General features: G+C 39.0%; 19 protein-coding genes. 14 read left to right on the top strand and 5 right to left on the bottom strand.

The features are described 5' to 3' along the window. Nucleotides 1-4 precede the first annotated feature (4 nt). The 10 genes from RS891_RS21965 to RS891_RS21920 all read left to right on the top strand — a co-directional run bounded on the left by RS891_RS21965 (nt 5) and on the right by RS891_RS21920 (nt 8249). On the top strand, nt 5-2224 hold the full coding sequence (locus RS891_RS21965) for a phage tail protein (protein WP_397386857.1): 2220 nt from the start codon (nt 5-7) through the stop codon (nt 2222-2224). A gap of 42 nt (nt 2225-2266) precedes the next feature. Further along, on the top strand, nt 2267-2830 hold the full coding sequence (locus tag RS891_RS21960; RefSeq protein ID WP_315793178.1) for a stalk domain-containing protein: 564 nt from the start codon (nt 2267-2269) through the stop codon (nt 2828-2830). 131 nt (nt 2831-2961) lie between these two features. Next, nucleotides 2962-3123 carry a hypothetical protein gene (locus RS891_RS21955; protein WP_315793177.1) on the top strand — a complete coding sequence of 54 codons (162 nt, stop codon included), beginning with the start codon at nt 2962-2964 and terminating at the stop codon, nt 3121-3123. 105 nt (nt 3124-3228) lie between these two features. Beyond that, nucleotides 3229-3915 (top strand): DUF6338 family protein, encoded by a 687-nt coding sequence (locus tag RS891_RS21950; protein ID WP_315793176.1) that lies wholly within the window; start codon nt 3229-3231, stop codon nt 3913-3915. 423 nt (nt 3916-4338) lie between these two features. Beyond that, on the top strand, nt 4339-4533 hold the full coding sequence (locus RS891_RS21945; protein ID WP_315796389.1) for a hypothetical protein: 195 nt from the start codon (nt 4339-4341) through the stop codon (nt 4531-4533). Between the two features lie 40 nt (nt 4534-4573). After that, nucleotides 4574-4876, top strand: a complete 303-nt coding sequence (locus tag RS891_RS21940; protein ID WP_315793175.1) for a hemolysin XhlA family protein — start codon at nt 4574-4576, stop codon at nt 4874-4876. Nucleotides 4877-4879: 3 nt separating this feature from the next. After that, nucleotides 4880-5149 (top strand): phage holin family protein, encoded by a 270-nt coding sequence (locus RS891_RS21935; RefSeq protein WP_315793174.1) that lies wholly within the window; start codon nt 4880-4882, stop codon nt 5147-5149. Beyond that, nucleotides 5146-6024, top strand: coding sequence for a peptidoglycan recognition protein family protein (locus tag RS891_RS21930; RefSeq protein WP_315793173.1), 879 nt, complete (start codon nt 5146-5148; stop codon nt 6022-6024). Before RS891_RS21935 ends, RS891_RS21930 begins: the two co-directional genes overlap by 4 nt. 75 nt (nt 6025-6099) lie before the next feature. After that, nucleotides 6100-7284, top strand: a complete 1185-nt coding sequence (locus RS891_RS21925; protein ID WP_315793172.1) for a hypothetical protein — start codon at nt 6100-6102, stop codon at nt 7282-7284. Between the two features lie 263 nt (nt 7285-7547). Next, nucleotides 7548-8249, top strand: coding sequence for a nuclease-related domain-containing protein (locus RS891_RS21920; RefSeq protein ID WP_315793171.1), 702 nt, complete (start codon nt 7548-7550; stop codon nt 8247-8249). Nucleotides 8250-8367: 118 nt separating this feature from the next. Here RS891_RS21920 and RS891_RS21915 read toward each other — a convergent pair whose 3' ends face one another. From RS891_RS21915 to RS891_RS21900, 4 genes are all read right to left on the bottom strand, one after another. After that, nucleotides 8368-9039 carry an SOS response-associated peptidase gene (locus RS891_RS21915; protein WP_315793170.1) on the bottom strand — a complete coding sequence of 224 codons (672 nt, stop codon included), beginning with the start codon at nt 9037-9039 and terminating at the stop codon, nt 8368-8370. A 36-nt stretch (nt 9040-9075) separates the two neighbouring features. After that, nucleotides 9076-9933, bottom strand: a complete 858-nt coding sequence (locus RS891_RS21910) for an ATP-dependent DNA ligase (protein WP_315793169.1) — start codon at nt 9931-9933, stop codon at nt 9076-9078. 390 nt (nt 9934-10323) lie between these two features. After that, nucleotides 10324-10671, bottom strand: coding sequence for a hypothetical protein (locus RS891_RS21905; RefSeq protein ID WP_076250176.1), 348 nt, complete (start codon nt 10669-10671; stop codon nt 10324-10326). 502 nt (nt 10672-11173) lie between these two features. Continuing rightward, nucleotides 11174-11590, bottom strand: a complete 417-nt coding sequence (locus RS891_RS21900; RefSeq protein ID WP_315793168.1) for a hypothetical protein — start codon at nt 11588-11590, stop codon at nt 11174-11176. A 198-nt stretch (nt 11591-11788) separates the two neighbouring features. On the opposite strand from RS891_RS21900, the gene RS891_RS21895 reads away from it, so the two are divergent. Genes RS891_RS21895 through RS891_RS21880 form a run of 4 tightly spaced genes read left to right on the top strand, consistent with a single transcriptional unit; the run spans nt 11789 to nt 13830 of the window. Continuing rightward, nucleotides 11789-12499 (top strand): hypothetical protein, encoded by a 711-nt coding sequence (locus tag RS891_RS21895; RefSeq protein WP_315793167.1) that lies wholly within the window; start codon nt 11789-11791, stop codon nt 12497-12499. Then, the gene (locus RS891_RS21890; RefSeq protein WP_315793166.1) at nt 12447-12974 is read left to right on the top strand and encodes an accessory gene regulator B family protein; all 528 of its coding nucleotides are present in this window, start codon (nt 12447-12449) and stop codon (nt 12972-12974) included. Before RS891_RS21895 ends, RS891_RS21890 begins: the two co-directional genes overlap by 53 nt. Before the next feature lies 1 nt (nt 12975). Then, a complete protein-coding gene (locus RS891_RS21885; RefSeq protein ID WP_315793165.1) occupies nt 12976-13098 on the top strand; it encodes a hypothetical protein in 123 nt (40 codons plus the stop codon). A gap of 6 nt (nt 13099-13104) precedes the next feature. Next, nucleotides 13105-13830, top strand: a complete 726-nt coding sequence (locus RS891_RS21880) for a LytTR family DNA-binding domain-containing protein (RefSeq protein WP_315793164.1) — start codon at nt 13105-13107, stop codon at nt 13828-13830. A gap of 284 nt (nt 13831-14114) precedes the next feature. Here the strand turns inward: RS891_RS21880 and RS891_RS21875 are convergent, their stop codons facing one another. Continuing rightward, nucleotides 14115-14333: a helix-turn-helix domain-containing protein gene (locus RS891_RS21875; RefSeq protein WP_315793163.1), complete on the bottom strand. Its 219-nt coding sequence runs from the start codon at nt 14331-14333 to the stop codon at nt 14115-14117. Nucleotides 14334-15355: the final 1022 nt, after the last annotated feature.

Genomic DNA, 15355 nt, shown 5'->3' with positions numbered 1-15355 from the left:
TGATATGCCTAATCCTACAATGAAAGTGTTTGATAAAAATCTGCGGCGTGCAGGTACGCTGATAGATAGCACAGACATTCAACGAAGAAGACGCATCAACAGTGATTATGAAATAACCTTCCAGGTTCCAATGACCTCTGATGATTACCGCGAAAAAATAGCAATTAAAGGCCACGTTCAAGATGAGCGCGGACAATTTTATGTCATTCAGTCCCGGAGCCGATCCCGTGAAGGTCGTAAACTCATGGCTTCAATATATTGTAATCATGTCATGTTCAAGCTTAACGATTTTAAATTCCCTTATGCTTCATACATCGACGAAGCTTATGGCGTGCATCTAAACGAGCTGACTGAATTGATTACAAAAGCTACAGGTGGAAGATTTACATTCATGATCCACGATACGTTTGATTTACATGACGTTAAGGACTTTGGAAGAGGAACTTGTCTTGAAGCCCTGAATAAAATCATTGATATGTATGAGTGTGAGGTAGAACCCAACAATTTCGTTATTAATCTCAAGAAGAGAATAGGTTCAGACCACGGATTACAGTACCGGCTTAAAAAGAATATCGTATCCAGCTCATTCAAAGACAAAGGCGAATCTCTTGTTACCCGAATGCATGCTCAAATGAAAGACGGTCGGACGTTTATCGGCATGGATGCATCCTTGCTGACTGAACTGGAAAGAAGTTTATTGTCGAGCATACCAGGAACGATTGTGAATGGTAAACTCGCGGTCAACTATCTCATATCTCCTTTTGCTCAGTACTGGGCGAGTGATTCGGTTCCGTTTTATGATGGGGAGATCATCGAGCAGGATATTGAAGAAGCAGAGGAGTTGCTGAAGGCTACACGTAAAGCGTTGCTTGAACAAGAGGTAGTTTCTCTGGAGGCGACTATATCCACGGCAGACTTGTTTAAAATCGACCACACTGAACCTAAACCTCACTTGGGTGATGATGTCATGTGTATCGACCCAGATATGGGCATGAACCGGATGAAGGCTCGTATTACAGAGCTTACCGAGTATCCATACAGTATGGATAAGCATGCTGAACCGACAATCTCCAATCTCAATTTAAGAGATTACGATGATATTATCAGTGACCTGGAACGAAATAAGAATATTACTAATAACCTGTTTTCAAACGGAAAGATCCGGACCGATGTCTTTGAATCATTTGCTAAGCAAGCGGTCATTGATATCAACAACAGCAAAACCGAACTGATCTATCCACCAGAAGGCGGTATATTGGCTCAAGAGAAAACCAATCCACTGGAACAAGTCAGGTTCACTTCTAAAGGACTTGGGATATCCACTGATGGATGGAAAACAATACGAGCTGCTATAACAGCGGGTGGCGTAGTGGCGGAGCAAGTTATAGGCCAACTTGGTAACTTTGTATCTATGTTAATCGGTAACCGAGAAGACATTGTACAGATCAATACAAACGGAATTGCTGCTGGAGCATCTGCTTTTAATAGCGCACCTTTCCGTTTAAACATGAAGGGTGATTTGATTGCGAATAGTTTAACAGCCAACTATGCCAATATTGAGTACTCCAACTTTAAAAATGGAGCAATCGTAGGTTCCTCAATAAATGTAGGTAATGGGATGTTTACCGTCACTTCAGGCGGGATTATGTCCGCAGTTGGAGCGAACTTCTCTGGATCAATTACAGCTTCGACTATTACAGGTACAAATATTAATGGTGGTACGATAACAGGTGCTTTGATCCGTACAGCAGCAACAGGCAGACGTGTGGAGCAAGATGCAAGTGGATTTCGAACATATGACTCTAATAATAGAAATAGGATTAGAATCAATACTGATTCAGATGATGGAATAGCAGCGATGTCTTTCTTTGGATCAGGAGGAGCATTTGCTGGAGAAATTAACACCTACCAAAATAGTGGAGGATTAACTATTTTCAGTAATGACCTTTTTCTCGGATCAAATAATACCGGAAACCCTATCCGTTTGCAGGGGGTTGTTACATTTGGCGGAACAGCAACCTTTAGGACAGGATTTGTATACGGGATATCAGTTTCTGATATTGTAGGACTTCAGAGCCAACTCACTTCTTTACAAAGCAAAATTGATGCGCTGCAATATTCATATGACAATCACAGACACAGCGTCACAACTGCCAACCATAATCACGGAAACCCACAGAACCAGACATCAGGCGGTGGGACCTTTACGACAACCACTCCGTAATGTATCATAATAGGTAAATTGCACCAATACGGAGGTAAATCAATGAAAAAGGTTGCTTATATTGCTATGGGTTTCTTGCTCGGAATAGTTTTCATGACAGCGGGAGCGGCATTTGCTGATCAGGTGAAATCTCTTATTGGAAAGAAAGTGACTGGAGAGTATACAGTTATCGTTAACGGATCAAAATTATCGGACAAAGGAGCGGTAATTGATAGCAAGGCGAATGTTCCGGCTCGTACTTTGTCCGAAGCACTAGGAGCTGATGTTACTGTGAACGGAAAAGTAATAACAATTACTTCTGTGGAAGGAAGTAATGAAACAAATGAAAGCTCTCCTTCTGATACCACTACTTCTCAGACAAATAAATATATCGGAGGAACTAAATCAAGCTTGAATCAATTGAAAGACAGCACAGTTAACAATGTTATTGCCCCACTAAAAAAAGCTAGAGAAACAACTGCTTCAGCGCTTGAAGAGTTGAAAGCCATAGGGAACGAAGAAGCGGCTAAAGTATCAGAGCAACGACTTTCAGAGTATGATTCTGAAATTGCTAAATATGAAGCAGAATTAAAACTAATTAATGAAGCATTACTTACTGCTAAATAGAATAAGAGAATTTACCTGAGAGAGCCTGTACATAAGCAGGCTCTTTTTTTGTTTGTGGAATGCGAAGTGGAGACGTATTGCAAAGGTGATATGTTGAGGTGGACAACAATACGTTAAGGTGGTGCTTAGTAATGGAAGGAGAACTGAAAACGAAAGATTGGTCCTATGAAAAAGAATTCATTTTTGAGGGAGGTGCGCCTGTAAGTATTTCCGTTGGATTTTCTAACGTGAAGCCTACGGATGTAATCAATGTAATTTCAGGACTAGACATCTTGACTACACAAGTCAAATAGAAAATTGCATCCTACAGAGAAGATGATCGGTGAATTGCAGTAGTGAGAACATAGCTAACAGTGGTATAGTAACTGCATAATATTAACATGTGTAGGGGGATGGGAATGGAAAATTTCATTGGTACAGTCGTTTTTATATTGCCTGGATTCCTAATGTATTTCTGGATTCAATCATTTGGGGTTAATCCCGTTGTAAAACATACGGCTGGTGAGTTTACAGCTATTGCAGCGCTGTTATGGTTACCGACTTCGTTTGTTACACTATTGCTATATAACGGCGGAATTTATGTTTCACGCTTTTTCGGTAATGCCGACATAGTTTGGTCTTTAAAAGATTTGAGTTCCAAGTCAGACAACATTCTGTTTCTTGTTGTCTTCATGATATTAAGTGTAGTGGTAAGCTATGGAATGAGTTGGATTTGGGCTGTTAAAGTATATGATAAATATATTAAATTTATTAACAAAGTGCGAAAAAAACGAAATGTAGCACCTTTCTCTATGAATCCTTCTGTGTGGGATGAGATTTTTCTCAAAGATGATTCACAAGTCGTTGAAATTGGTAAATTGAATAGTGATGGTGAGCCGATAATTGGGTGTATAAGTAAAGCGTCCCGAACATTTGAGCCGGAACGCTATCTTAATCTAGAAGATATAGAATTTTTCACTGATCTGGTCAAGAACCGACAAGTCGCTGTATCTCAGATTTTATATGATACCAAGGCGGGTACATATATTAAAATCTTCGATCCGGACGACATCGAAAAGGCGCAATCTCCTAATTCTTCTTCGTAGGTGAAGGATTCGGAACAATTCTAGCGCTTGGTTTATCGACAGAATTGTTATGAGACGGTCTTCCCTGTGTCGTTTGAGGTCTTTGCGGCGAATTGTTACTGGATGATTTATTCTGGCTCATTTGTTGTCTCCTTCTGATTTCTGTGATGTGTTTTCCGGCTCAACCTTTGTTGGCTTTTCTGGTTGAAGCCTAGCGGATCTTTTGTCTACAGAACCTTGGACGTGTATACGTCGAGGTTCTTCTTTTTTGTTAGGCACAGTATTCCTCCTCTCTTTTTCCGAAATTCGACAGAATTAAGTATAATTCCTCTTTATCCGTAGTACCGAAGTAACAAAAATCAAATAAGCTAAATACATGAAGCCCTATTCCTTAATTGGAAGGGGCTTATTTTCGTATAGAGAGGAGGAAAGGTCTTGGCAAAGATGACACATACACTCCAAGTTGAACTGGATCTGAATAAACCAGCTGAAGAATTGACACAGGTAATCTCTGCGGTTCTTAGCTCGCATCCACTCAATCAAAAAGAGATTCTGACTGCTTTAGATTTGGAGATCGGGAATGCACTGGCAGCAATTGAGATTCAAGAACAAAAGGATAAGCCAGAAGTTAGTGAATAGGTCAGGAAATTTATCCTGAACAGAGAGATGGGGGATTCAATTGAGCGACACAACTATAAGTGAGGTGAACAGTGTTGTGGAAGAAACTACGAAAGTCCTTATGGGTATCCAAGTACAGTTGGCCAGAATGGAAAAGACGCTTGAAGGAGTACCGGCAATGGCTGCCACATTGGAAGCTACACGGGATCTGGCAAAGGAAGCTATGCAATCCACCAAATCGGCCCATCACAGACTCGATAAGATTGAGAATGCTCAGACCTGGTTGTGGAGGACCATTGCAACAACCCTGATTGGTATAGCAATCGGAGCAATTGTTCTAATTTTGAAAACGGGAGGTGTGTAGGACATGGATTGGAGTACTGTATTTTCACTTATTGATCCTAAGTTATTTATTGTATTGACTGCATGCTGGGTACTTGGTGTTGGCATAAAACGTATCCCGAAGATTCCGGACTGGACCATTGTTTTCATCGTGACTGCCTTCGCTATTGTTATTACCTGTTGGACACTCGGCTGGTCTCCCGAATCGCTTATCCAAGGAATATTGGTTGGTGCGTTTGCGGTATTCGGTAACCAGGTGGTCAAGCAAGCGAAGAAAGGGACTGATCAGTCATGATCTCAAAAGGCAACTTCTTGTTACTTGAGCCATTCGAATTTAAAGGGTGGCTCGACAAACAGAAAATAACCAGAAAGATAGACAAGCTCCAGGTCCATCATACGGCTGCACCCAACTACACTACTCGTCAGGTGGTCAATGGAGTAGCCAAACAGGATGTCTGGAAATGTCTTGAGGGTATGAGGACGTACCATTTATCACAGGGATGGTCCGGTACAGGTCAGAACATAACTGTAATTGAGGATGGACGTATCGCCATCAGTTTAGATCGGGATCTCAATAAAACGCCTGCTGGAATCAAAGGAGCGAACACAGGTGCTTTGTGTATTGAGATCATAGGTAACTTTGATCAAGGTGGAGACACAATGACTGTTGCGCAGAAACAAGCTGTAGTCCACCTATATGCTTGTCTCGCACTTAAACTAAACATACCTGTTGATACAACCCATATCGTGTATCACGCTTGGTATACAGATTCTGGAGCGTGGCTGGGAGATTATAAAAGAGGTCAATCAAGCAAGACGTGTCCAGGTACAAACTTTTTCGGAGCGGGAAATACGAAAGCAGCAGCGCAAATGAGTTTCATTCCGCCCATTAAAGAGGAAGTTGAAAGTATTAAGAATGGGGGCGAAAAACAAATGACAACAGAAGAAAAGAAGCAAATCGAGGAACTGAAGGCAACGGTTGAGTCTCAGGCCAAATGGATCGCAGCTCAGAAGGCCAAGGAGAACATGGAATGTCCTAAATGGGCAGAATCTGCTTATGAGTTTTACAAGCCTTATATCGCTGATAAGGCAGGGAGTTACGACTTCTGGCGGCAATTGGTTATCAATTACCGTAAAGAAATTGATGTTAAAGTGCTAACTAATCAATAAAACTATTCCTATATTTTCCATGTTGTGTTATTATTTCAGGATGAAAGTCCCAAAATAATAACACAGGTGGTCTATATGGAGGATAATGTCGAAGTAGGGATCTCAAGCCCAGAAGAAGATTTTTACAAAAAGTTATTAACATCAACTCTCTCGGAAAGTTATACGCAAAATTTACAGGAAAAGCTGCTGAAAAGCATGGAGAGAAACGAAGTACTTCTTTACAAAAAGAGTAGAAGGAAGAAGTCTGAAGAGAAACATTTATTGGACGTTTCTGAAATCGAAGATTCAATTGGACAACTGTCTATGGCGATTGATATGGAACAGAACGCGATAAAACTTATAGAGAAGGACGAATTCTTTAAATCTTATAGATATTCTTCTTTTTTCTATGTTGATCCAATAGAAGAATCTTCAATTAAAAAACTGCAAGATAATAAAGAAGTGTATGATTTTTTTGCGCCAGATCACAGCTACGATGTGTCCACGGAATATGAATATGAAGATCAAGTAATGGTAGAAAAACCTACTTTATATTCTATTGGGCAAGTAAGTATTTTTAAATTCAGCAAAGTGCTTACTGGATTTTCTCTAGGTGTGGGTGAAAAGAAACAGATAAAGTATCCGATTTTAGGCATTTACTTCAAAAATTTAGGTATTTTTGAAGTGCGATTGGATAGTGTGCGTAAAATGTTTCGTGGTAATGAACAATTTTATGAACATACAATAGATTCTGTTCTTAAATGGTTTAGAGATAATTTAAAATGCAAATTCACACCAGTGAATTTTCCACCGATTATTGAGCATATTAGGAAAAACAAATCAGATGAAGTCGCTGTTCATGCTCAGTCAATGAGTTTTAAAAATGGCAGTAGAGCTACTCTTGAAAATGGAATAAATGAAAGTTACGTACTGCCATTACTTGGTGAACTTCAAGAATTGATAAAGGAAAATCAAGCTCTCTTCGATAAGAGCCCAGAAATCAAACAATTGCTTGAAACATTCATTTCCGAAACAGAGACTCTCGCTAATCTACCATGGGTGACTTTAGTATGGAAAAATGACAAAACTAGAGTCAAGTTTAAATTTGGTGTTTCAGATCAAGATTTCACCATTTTACAATACTATGGTCGTCAATCTGAGATGGAGAAGATGAATTATGTCACCGAATACATTATTGAGAATAAAACAGAAATTGATACAATCGAAAAAGTTAGAGCCGGACAAGTTAGAACAGTTTCTCTCGATAATCAAGTTATATAAACATGGAGAATATATATACCCAGGAACGTTGATTAGGCATCTAAATATTACAATGAATGAGGTCTATAGTATTCTCGAGTTCATTAAGGAACTGGGAATAATCAGAACTTATTATGAAATTTATTGTAGAGACTGTAAAAAGTCAACTGGTATCGCATTTTTTGAAACTATTAATCAGATTCCTGAGTACGTGGAGTGTGATGAGTGTTTTGAAGCTCTAGATCCTATAAACGATAGCATTGTGGTATACAGGGTGATGTCTGATGAGTAGTGACGGGTTTACTTTAAAGGAGTACATCTTAAATCAGTTTGCGGAAGAGAAAGACAAATTTAGAGAAATCACGAGGTTAGATGATAAAGATAGACAATCGTATTCAGACCTCCTTGCAAAATTAATAGATTTACATGAAGGTTCCCAAAGTGATGCGTCAACAGAGGTAAAGGGAAAAGCGCTTGAGAATTTAGTTGCATTTTTGTTGGAGAAGTCAAGCGTCTTCGAGGTATATGAGAACCTTCGAAATTCAACAAACGAAATTGACCAATTAGTTGAGTTGAATCATATTGGTAAAAGGTTAAGAGAATTTATTAATCTTCCCGGCGATATCTTCTTGTCAGAGTGTAAAAATTATAACAAGAAAATCGGAGTGACATGGGTTGGTAAATTGTATACTTTACTAGCAGACAATCATTCTAAAATTGGGATTCTCTTTTCTTATCATGGTCTTGCTGGAAGCGGATGGGCATCATCTGTTGGACTTACCAAGAAGATTTTTCTCATGAAGGAAAAGTTAGAAGAGAAGACCTACATCATTGACATTTGTAAGAGTGACTTTGAAAAGATAGAACAAGGTCATAGTTTGTTGGAGTTGATCGAGTCTAAAATGAAGGCTCTTAGACTTCAAACAAATTTTGAAAGGTTTTTAAGTGAGAAGCACCCTGCTCTTTTAAAGGGATCTAATGAATAAGTAGTTGTAGGTAAAGAGATCCCCTCATGCAGCAGAAGCATTTTGAACTATGTAAATAAATTAAAATACTCTGCCGGCCATGAGCCAGTAGAGTATTTTTTTGAACGAAATAAAACCACTAAATTTTTTCCTTTAATAATTCCTCATTGTTATTCCGCACATTACCGACGTCCTTCGGCACCTCATACGCTCTCATTTCAGATGCTTGATATGGTTGTAGCAGGCTGAGCAAGGACTGAACATCATCATTATCTCTGCTTAACCATTCGGCCTCATCATCGGGGCGAAGGATCGCTGGCATACGGTTATGAATGTCTTCCATTAGACTATTGGGCTCCGTTGTAATGATAGTGCATGTACTTAGCTTATTCCCGTCTGGATCTGTCCAGGTGTCGTACAGGCCAGCCAAAGAAAAGATGCTATCATCCTTCATCAAAATGCGCATCGGCTGCTTGGCAGACCCTTCTTTCTTCCACTCATAGAATCCATTCGTCGGAATGATGCACCGCTTGGAACTGATCAGACGTTTAAATGCTGGTTTTTCGGCGATTGTCTCAGCTCGTGCATTAATCATCTTGTTGCCGATCTTGTCATCCTTGGCCCAAGTAGGAACAAGACCCCAACGGAGCGAACCCAATCGATTACCGTCTTTGCTTCCTATAATGGTTGGGATGTACTGCATAGGTGCAGCGTTGTAATTAGGCTTGTACTCAAATCCTTCTGCAATAGATGCATAGTACCGATCCAAGATAGCGTCTATGGGATCAGTAATCGTAAATCTACCACACATACAAAGCACCTCCTGTATTGTCCTTACAATATATAATCACACAATAAATTGATCAAACACGGGGATACGTAGCAAGCCTGATTTGGTCCAATTACGCATCTTTACCCTGGCTTGTATACGTGGTTCCAGGTAAACATGATTCTTGTCCTCTCCTGTCACAAGCTGATGGCATACACCACGGAATGCTTGCTTATGTTTTGGACTCGGACCATGCTCGATGATCCCTACTGGTCTCATCCTGCCAGTTGGATCAGGAACAGCAGCAAGCCACCCGAATTCGGACTTTTTGTATCCCGTGATGAACACATCTGCATAGGACCAGTTGATGACCTTCTGCCACTCTCTGGACCGTCTGCTGACGTACTGGCTGTCTTTGCGTTTGCCAACTACACCTTCCATTCCCATAGTGTATATCTGAGCGTACAACTCTTCTCCTGCGCCTTCTATATGCGGCACGATGCCAAAAGAGGGAGAGGGCAAGGCAATACTGTGTAGAATAGATTTACGCTCCAAGAGAGGTAGTTTGCGCAAGTCCTGACCCTTGTACTGGAGGATATCAAATACCGCAAACGTGGCTGGCAGCGTACGAGTGAGCTGTTGTATCTTACTATCCTGTTTAGTGCTAAATCGGCTCATGACTGCTTCGAAATCATTCAATCCCGTTGTGGGATCGGCGCATGCTACTTCACCGTCCAAAATGATATCAGAGTCAAAAGGCAAAAGTAATTCAGGATACTGGCGTGTACATTCATTGTTGTGACGTGTATATAACCGGACATTGCCGGACTGTTGCGAATATATCAACCGATGTCCATCAATCTTAGGTTCAAAAATGTAATCCGAGTGACTGAATGGATTCGGTGCTGTTTCGAGTAACATAGGACTTATGAACATAAAAACACCTCTGATCCAATTATAGCGTTTTACTACAATAGATAGAGGCGGTAAGTTGTGGAATTGACATCTTAATTCTGCGATGATTTTTCAATGAGCTGTTCTAAAGTTAAATCTTTGTTATTAATCCACCACGATGCAGAAGTCTTATTTTGGAGTGGCAACACAGTCTCTAAATTTTTATCTTTGTCGTGGGCTTGATTTAAAAATTTGATCCTGATATCTCGTGCCCATTTAATCTGAGCTACAGAACCCTTGAGGTTTGGTATGTTATAGTGTCTTTCAATTTCACTTGCTAAGTTATTTAAATAATCTTCCATCTCTTTGGAGTGTTCAATCTTAACCAGGATAAACACCTCGTTTCCGATTTTATGTAGATCTCTTGTATCTTTAGAAGAGCTTCTTCATGATGGCTTTATATATATTGTCGTCAACTTCAATTAAACTTTTCTTCCCGTCATTAAATTGTAAGGCAATTGTGTGAGTGCTTTTTTCTTTTGCTGAAAGCCCAGCAAGTAGACCAACAGGTCCTAGAATTAAACTTCCAACAAAACCTCTTCCAACAGCACTCACAGCACTTTTACTTCGTGTTGCATCCATCACTTCGTATTCTTCAACAGTAGTTTTATCTAGATTAATTGAAGAAAAGAATCCGGTTGATAAGCTGACTGATCCAAACATCAGTGTTAAATACTTTCCTTTGTAATCACCAGCAATAACTTGGTTCTTTGCTCCCATAATACCCCTCCATATTTTTACTTTTTCAGTTCGATTTTACTATAAAATTCTAGACTAGACTATAAAAATAAATGGCAATATCTTTAGATTGATAAAAGAACATATGTTCGCATATAATATTGAAGAGGTGATTTACATGTTAACGGATTATCAAAGGAAGGTCCTCCGGATCTTATATAACTACAAAGGTGGACGGCGTAGGTTTCCTACAATCCATGAACTGACTGTCAAAACAGGTAAGCATAAACCAGACGTCATGGCTGCTTTGGACGCTCTTGTGGCTGCGGAATACATACATTGGGAAGACAGGTCTGACACAGCTAACATAGTGATCTTGGAAGGCTGGGAACGTGAGGGAGAACGTCCTAAGTTAGACCAGACACCATCGTCTGGGAACATTGACTATTGGACTAAATATTAGCTGCAAGAAAACAAGCCCACCGTTAGAGTGAGCCTGTGGTGAGCTTATTAGTCAGAAGATTATGCATTTGTAGATAAAGTCTTAAAGGTATACGCCTTCCGTTAATTTATGTCTCAATGCATCAAATAGAAGTCTTGGAAGTCCATTGCGTTCTTCGGTTTCCCATATAGTTCCTTCAAATATGACAAACCATCCGCCACCCCAATTTCTTATTTCGAGATTGTTTTCGAAGGAAAGTGTGTCTATTAAGTTTCCTATAGTCATTAGGGGGAAACATTTATCAGCATTTGGAGATTGTCCTCCTTCATAGACAAGAGCAAATTTGTCGTTATCACCATCTGTGGAGATAAGAGTGTGCACTTCTTCTGTTTCGAAATCATAATATTTCTCTCCAGGCTCAGGATCTCCCCATAAGATTCTTTCATGGAAATTCGCAAGTTGCTCCGGGGTCATTAATTTTACATCCTCAACTGATAATGCTTCATTCATGTATCGCATAGATGAATACCACCTTAATATGGTTTTTTATTTTATTATGCAATGGATTCCAAAGGCTTACAATAAGAGAAGATTGAATTAAGCTTAAAAACAGGTGGTATTCGCTTATATTATCTAGTTGTATTAAATTGGCTATGGAATTGCCACATCCTCCTTTATAATATCTTTAAAAAGATATTTAAGTAGGATGGTGTGGATTTGAACACTTTTTTTTATATCGTGATCGGTATTTTTGAGGCTTTCGCTGTGCTTTTAATTATTCTAAAGCTATATATGTTGCCGGTTAGAGAGTTTGCAGGGAAAATATTTTTCTTCGTTGTTTTCATGGCTTCGTTCTCATATATGATGCGAATAACTTTAGAATTACCAAAATTGGATTTACCTTTTCAGTATATTTTCTTCATACTTTTTTTACGTTTTGGTATGGAATTGAAATCGCATATTTCATCATTTATTGCTGGCGCTGGTATATCGGCTTACGCAGCAATACAAATGGGTATTTTTCATGTATTTGAGGTGATGGATATAATGCATTCTGGTATTGTTCAACAGAATGAGGGGAGTCTGGTTTATTTACTGCAGTTGTCTTCTATATTAGTTACATATTTAATTTGCTTAATCTTTTCTATGTTCGATTTTGGATTTTCTTTCATTATAAGACCTCCTCATGATTTTATTATCAAAGAGAATTATCTGTCTAAGACAAATCTTTCCTACTTGATTGGTACGATGTTCTCTACGATAACAATTTGCATGACTCTAGTGTTGTTATACAGATCCGAACCAACAGGATTGTTAATACTAGCGCTTGCTACTTTTGCTGTATCTTACTTCTTTTCAGTAAGGAGGGAACAAGGTGATATTAGAAAGGCTGTCGAGGCGTATCGCAGTAAGCATAAAAGAATCTGATCCTGAGGGACCAGGTACTGTTGAGATATTGGAGTACGAATTGGGACTACGACTCAATTGGTATACCGGACTGTTTCTTACGATTGTTTTAGGATTAACGTTCGGAACGACTATCGGTGCCTTGATTACGTTATTTTCATTTGTTGCATTAAGAAAGTTTTCAGGTGGCATTCATTTGCCAATAACGATATGTTCAATTGTAACCGGCTTTGCCGCTGCGTTAATTCCTTTAATTAATTTAAATTACGAATCGATTATTTTATTGAATACAGTAAGCCTAATTATAATGTTAATTTACGCTCCAAATGATTTTGAATACGTAAATTCCACCCAATGGGATAAGTGGCTTAAGTGGATATCAGTTGCGATGGTCATTGTAAATTTCATAATTATATCACCAGAAATTACATTGGCATTCTTTGTTCAAGCCATTCTTATTCTTCCAGTATGGACAAAACGTGAAGGAGGTGGTTAAATTGAATCAGAAAATAGCAAGAATGCTTGGTACTGACCTTACTAAAGGAGCAAAAAAATCATCCAAGAAACGAAAAGTCATTGTTGGAGTGATGAAAATGCCAGAAGAACTGAAGAAGAAGTGATCCTTGATGAATGATCGATTAATCATAGGTATTCAAGTACAAAGCGATGGCTCATACGGGCCTCGCTTTTCCTTTTCCGAGAATGATATCATGGGCATCGAAATGTGGAAGCCATCGAAAAACTATAATGTCCCATTTTTTTATACAAGAGCAGGGAACTTTACCGTGCTTACAACGTTGAGTGCATGCGAAATGGCTTTCCCTAACTTCAAATTCCTTGATGGCTCAAACCTGGTGAATGTCGATAACATAGATCGTGTGTTTACCGGATCATATGGCGGGATTGCATACTTTAAAGACGATATACATACCGGAATCAACAAGAAGAATCTCAAAGTCTGGAAAGATATCGTAGATGAAGTAAAACAGTTAAAGAAGGACAGCAGGCAGATTTTTGGTGTAGAAATAGTGGAGAACGGGCAGTTATCAACAAGTGGATTCTTTAACGCTTGTGATATTTACTATATAGATATGTGGGAGCCGAAAGCCAACTATTATGTACCACGATTCCACACAAGCACAGGCCTCTTCACAATTGGACTTACATACAAAGCTTGTGCTGAGGCTATGCCATATCTATACCCTGCGCATAACGGTAACCTGGTCAATCCTTATTGGATTAAGAGAGTTGATGAACAAATATTTGGATCTACAGCGATTTTTAAGGAATCTGAGTATAAAGTTACTGTAGCGAGAAGTAAACTCAAAGCTCTAAAAGGACTTATCAATTAATCAAGCCCGGGGTAACCGGGTTTTTATTTATCACTAAATACATTCATTGTCAAGATAAATCGATACTAGGTAACAAGGGAAAGTTTCGACAACCATCGACAAGTTACACGGCTACGACATGTTATTATTAAATTGGAAAAAACAAGAATTGAATATTGAGGGGGAGATAGACATAGGGTAACATTTAAAGGTGAATAGATATGAAGCTTGTGAGGGACGTGGATTAAGAATTTTGAGTACTAGCATAGTACTCATTCGGCCGGGGAGAGCGGAATATTCCGCGACTACTTCGTTAGTACTTCCCACTCATACAGTTGTTCCATTTGAACATCCAAGATCATCGCGGCCAGGTACATAGATTCTACATTCATAGGGCGCTGACCTGTCGCGAAAAACGAGACCATTCTTTTGGACCAACCTGTACGACGCGAGAATTCGGCTTGGGTCATTTGGCGGTGATCAAGCCAGTACTGAAGTAAGCATCTCCCTCGGATAACTTCCACCAAGAGGACTCCTTCAATCAAATTTCGAAAGTTAGTATAACATGTGTTGCGGAATTAAATAAACTTGCACTAATGACATCTTTACCTCTTCTTAAGAAATTATTAGATTACATTTTTAATCTGTTAGCAAATGAATGAGAGCAAAGGAAGTGCAACATGCGATTACACCAAATTGATGTTAACCATAGAATAACACAAAAATCAGCAAAAGCCCTTGCGCAGATTTTAATTTCTGTGAAAGGGATCAAAACTCCGGTTGTAGTAAAAGTTGTCTCGTCGTCTATAGAATACACGGTTTTTCTTGAATGATCTCAGGGGACAATCTGGGGACGAACTGGGGACAGACTGTAATACAAGTGGTAGATTGTAGGGTAAATCATAGAAGGCTTTCAAGATATAAAGGCTTTCAAACCTTGGTTTCAACAACAGGAGGGTAATTCAGTATAAAGACCCCATGCCTTTGACAGGGTAGGGGTCAGTGGTTCGAGCCCACTACAGATCATACGCGAGAAGCCTTGCAGAGCAAGGCTTCTTTTCCTTATAGAAGAAACTTCACTATAATTTTGTGTTCATTAAAGAGAAATGGTCAATTTATGGTCAAGACCATGTTTTTTTGCTAAGTATCTCGTTAATTAAATTGAAATTGCTTTCTACAAGTTCTGTTATTGATTATCGGTAAAAAAATACCAACATCACATTAACTGTGAGTTGGTATTTTTTACGTTAACCCAAACAGCAGCCAAAAGTATTTAATCAATTGGCAGAAACGATTATAAATCGATTGTTTGCCGTCAAAAGCCTCCATAGTGAGAAAAATAACTGCTTATGATGCAGCGATCCAGCACCGGCATAAATACTTAACAATTGCAGAACTGCTGGAGTTCTAATTTTAAATAAAAAATTTTCTCTTTGTGTAACATTTCCTGATTGTAAGTGTTCATTTATATATAGGATATTAAAATTACAAACAAAGTTTTGAGTACTCACAAGTAAAGATCAGGGTGCATTTTCAAGCAGACCAA

The organism is Paenibacillus sp. BIC5C1 (assembly GCF_032399705.1).
In the GTDB taxonomy this organism is placed as follows: Bacteria; Bacillota; Bacilli; order Paenibacillales; family Paenibacillaceae; genus Paenibacillus; species Paenibacillus taichungensis_A.
Note: the sequence above shows the minus strand (reverse complement) of the source record. Positions and strands in the feature narration are given on the sequence as shown.

Coding starts and splice junctions, on each gene's coding strand:
- RS891_RS21900 (WP_315793168.1), bottom strand. CDS start 11,590: ATGCGATACATGAATGAAGCATTATCAGTTGAGGATGTAAAATTAATG.
- RS891_RS21960 (WP_315793178.1), top strand. CDS start 2,267: ATGAAAAAGGTTGCTTATATTGCTATGGGTTTCTTGCTCGGAATAGTT.
- RS891_RS21950 (WP_315793176.1), top strand. CDS start 3,229: ATGGAAAATTTCATTGGTACAGTCGTTTTTATATTGCCTGGATTCCTA.
- RS891_RS21915 (WP_315793170.1), bottom strand. CDS start 9,039: ATGTGTGGTAGATTTACGATTACTGATCCCATAGACGCTATCTTGGAT.
- RS891_RS21920 (WP_315793171.1), top strand. CDS start 7,548: ATGAGTAGTGACGGGTTTACTTTAAAGGAGTACATCTTAAATCAGTTT.
- RS891_RS21930 (WP_315793173.1), top strand. CDS start 5,146: ATGATCTCAAAAGGCAACTTCTTGTTACTTGAGCCATTCGAATTTAAA.
- RS891_RS21910 (WP_315793169.1), bottom strand. CDS start 9,933: ATGTTCATAAGTCCTATGTTACTCGAAACAGCACCGAATCCATTCAGT.
- RS891_RS21935 (WP_315793174.1), top strand. CDS start 4,880: ATGGATTGGAGTACTGTATTTTCACTTATTGATCCTAAGTTATTTATT.
- RS891_RS21880 (WP_315793164.1), top strand. CDS start 13,105: ATGAATGATCGATTAATCATAGGTATTCAAGTACAAAGCGATGGCTCA.
- RS891_RS21965 (WP_397386857.1), top strand. CDS start 5: ATGCCTAATCCTACAATGAAAGTGTTTGATAAAAATCTGCGGCGTGCA.
- RS891_RS21955 (WP_315793177.1), top strand. CDS start 2,962: ATGGAAGGAGAACTGAAAACGAAAGATTGGTCCTATGAAAAAGAATTC.
- RS891_RS21925 (WP_315793172.1), top strand. CDS start 6,100: ATGGAGGATAATGTCGAAGTAGGGATCTCAAGCCCAGAAGAAGATTTT.
- RS891_RS21945 (WP_315796389.1), top strand. CDS start 4,339: ATGACACATACACTCCAAGTTGAACTGGATCTGAATAAACCAGCTGAA.
- RS891_RS21905 (WP_076250176.1), bottom strand. CDS start 10,671: ATGGGAGCAAAGAACCAAGTTATTGCTGGTGATTACAAAGGAAAGTAT.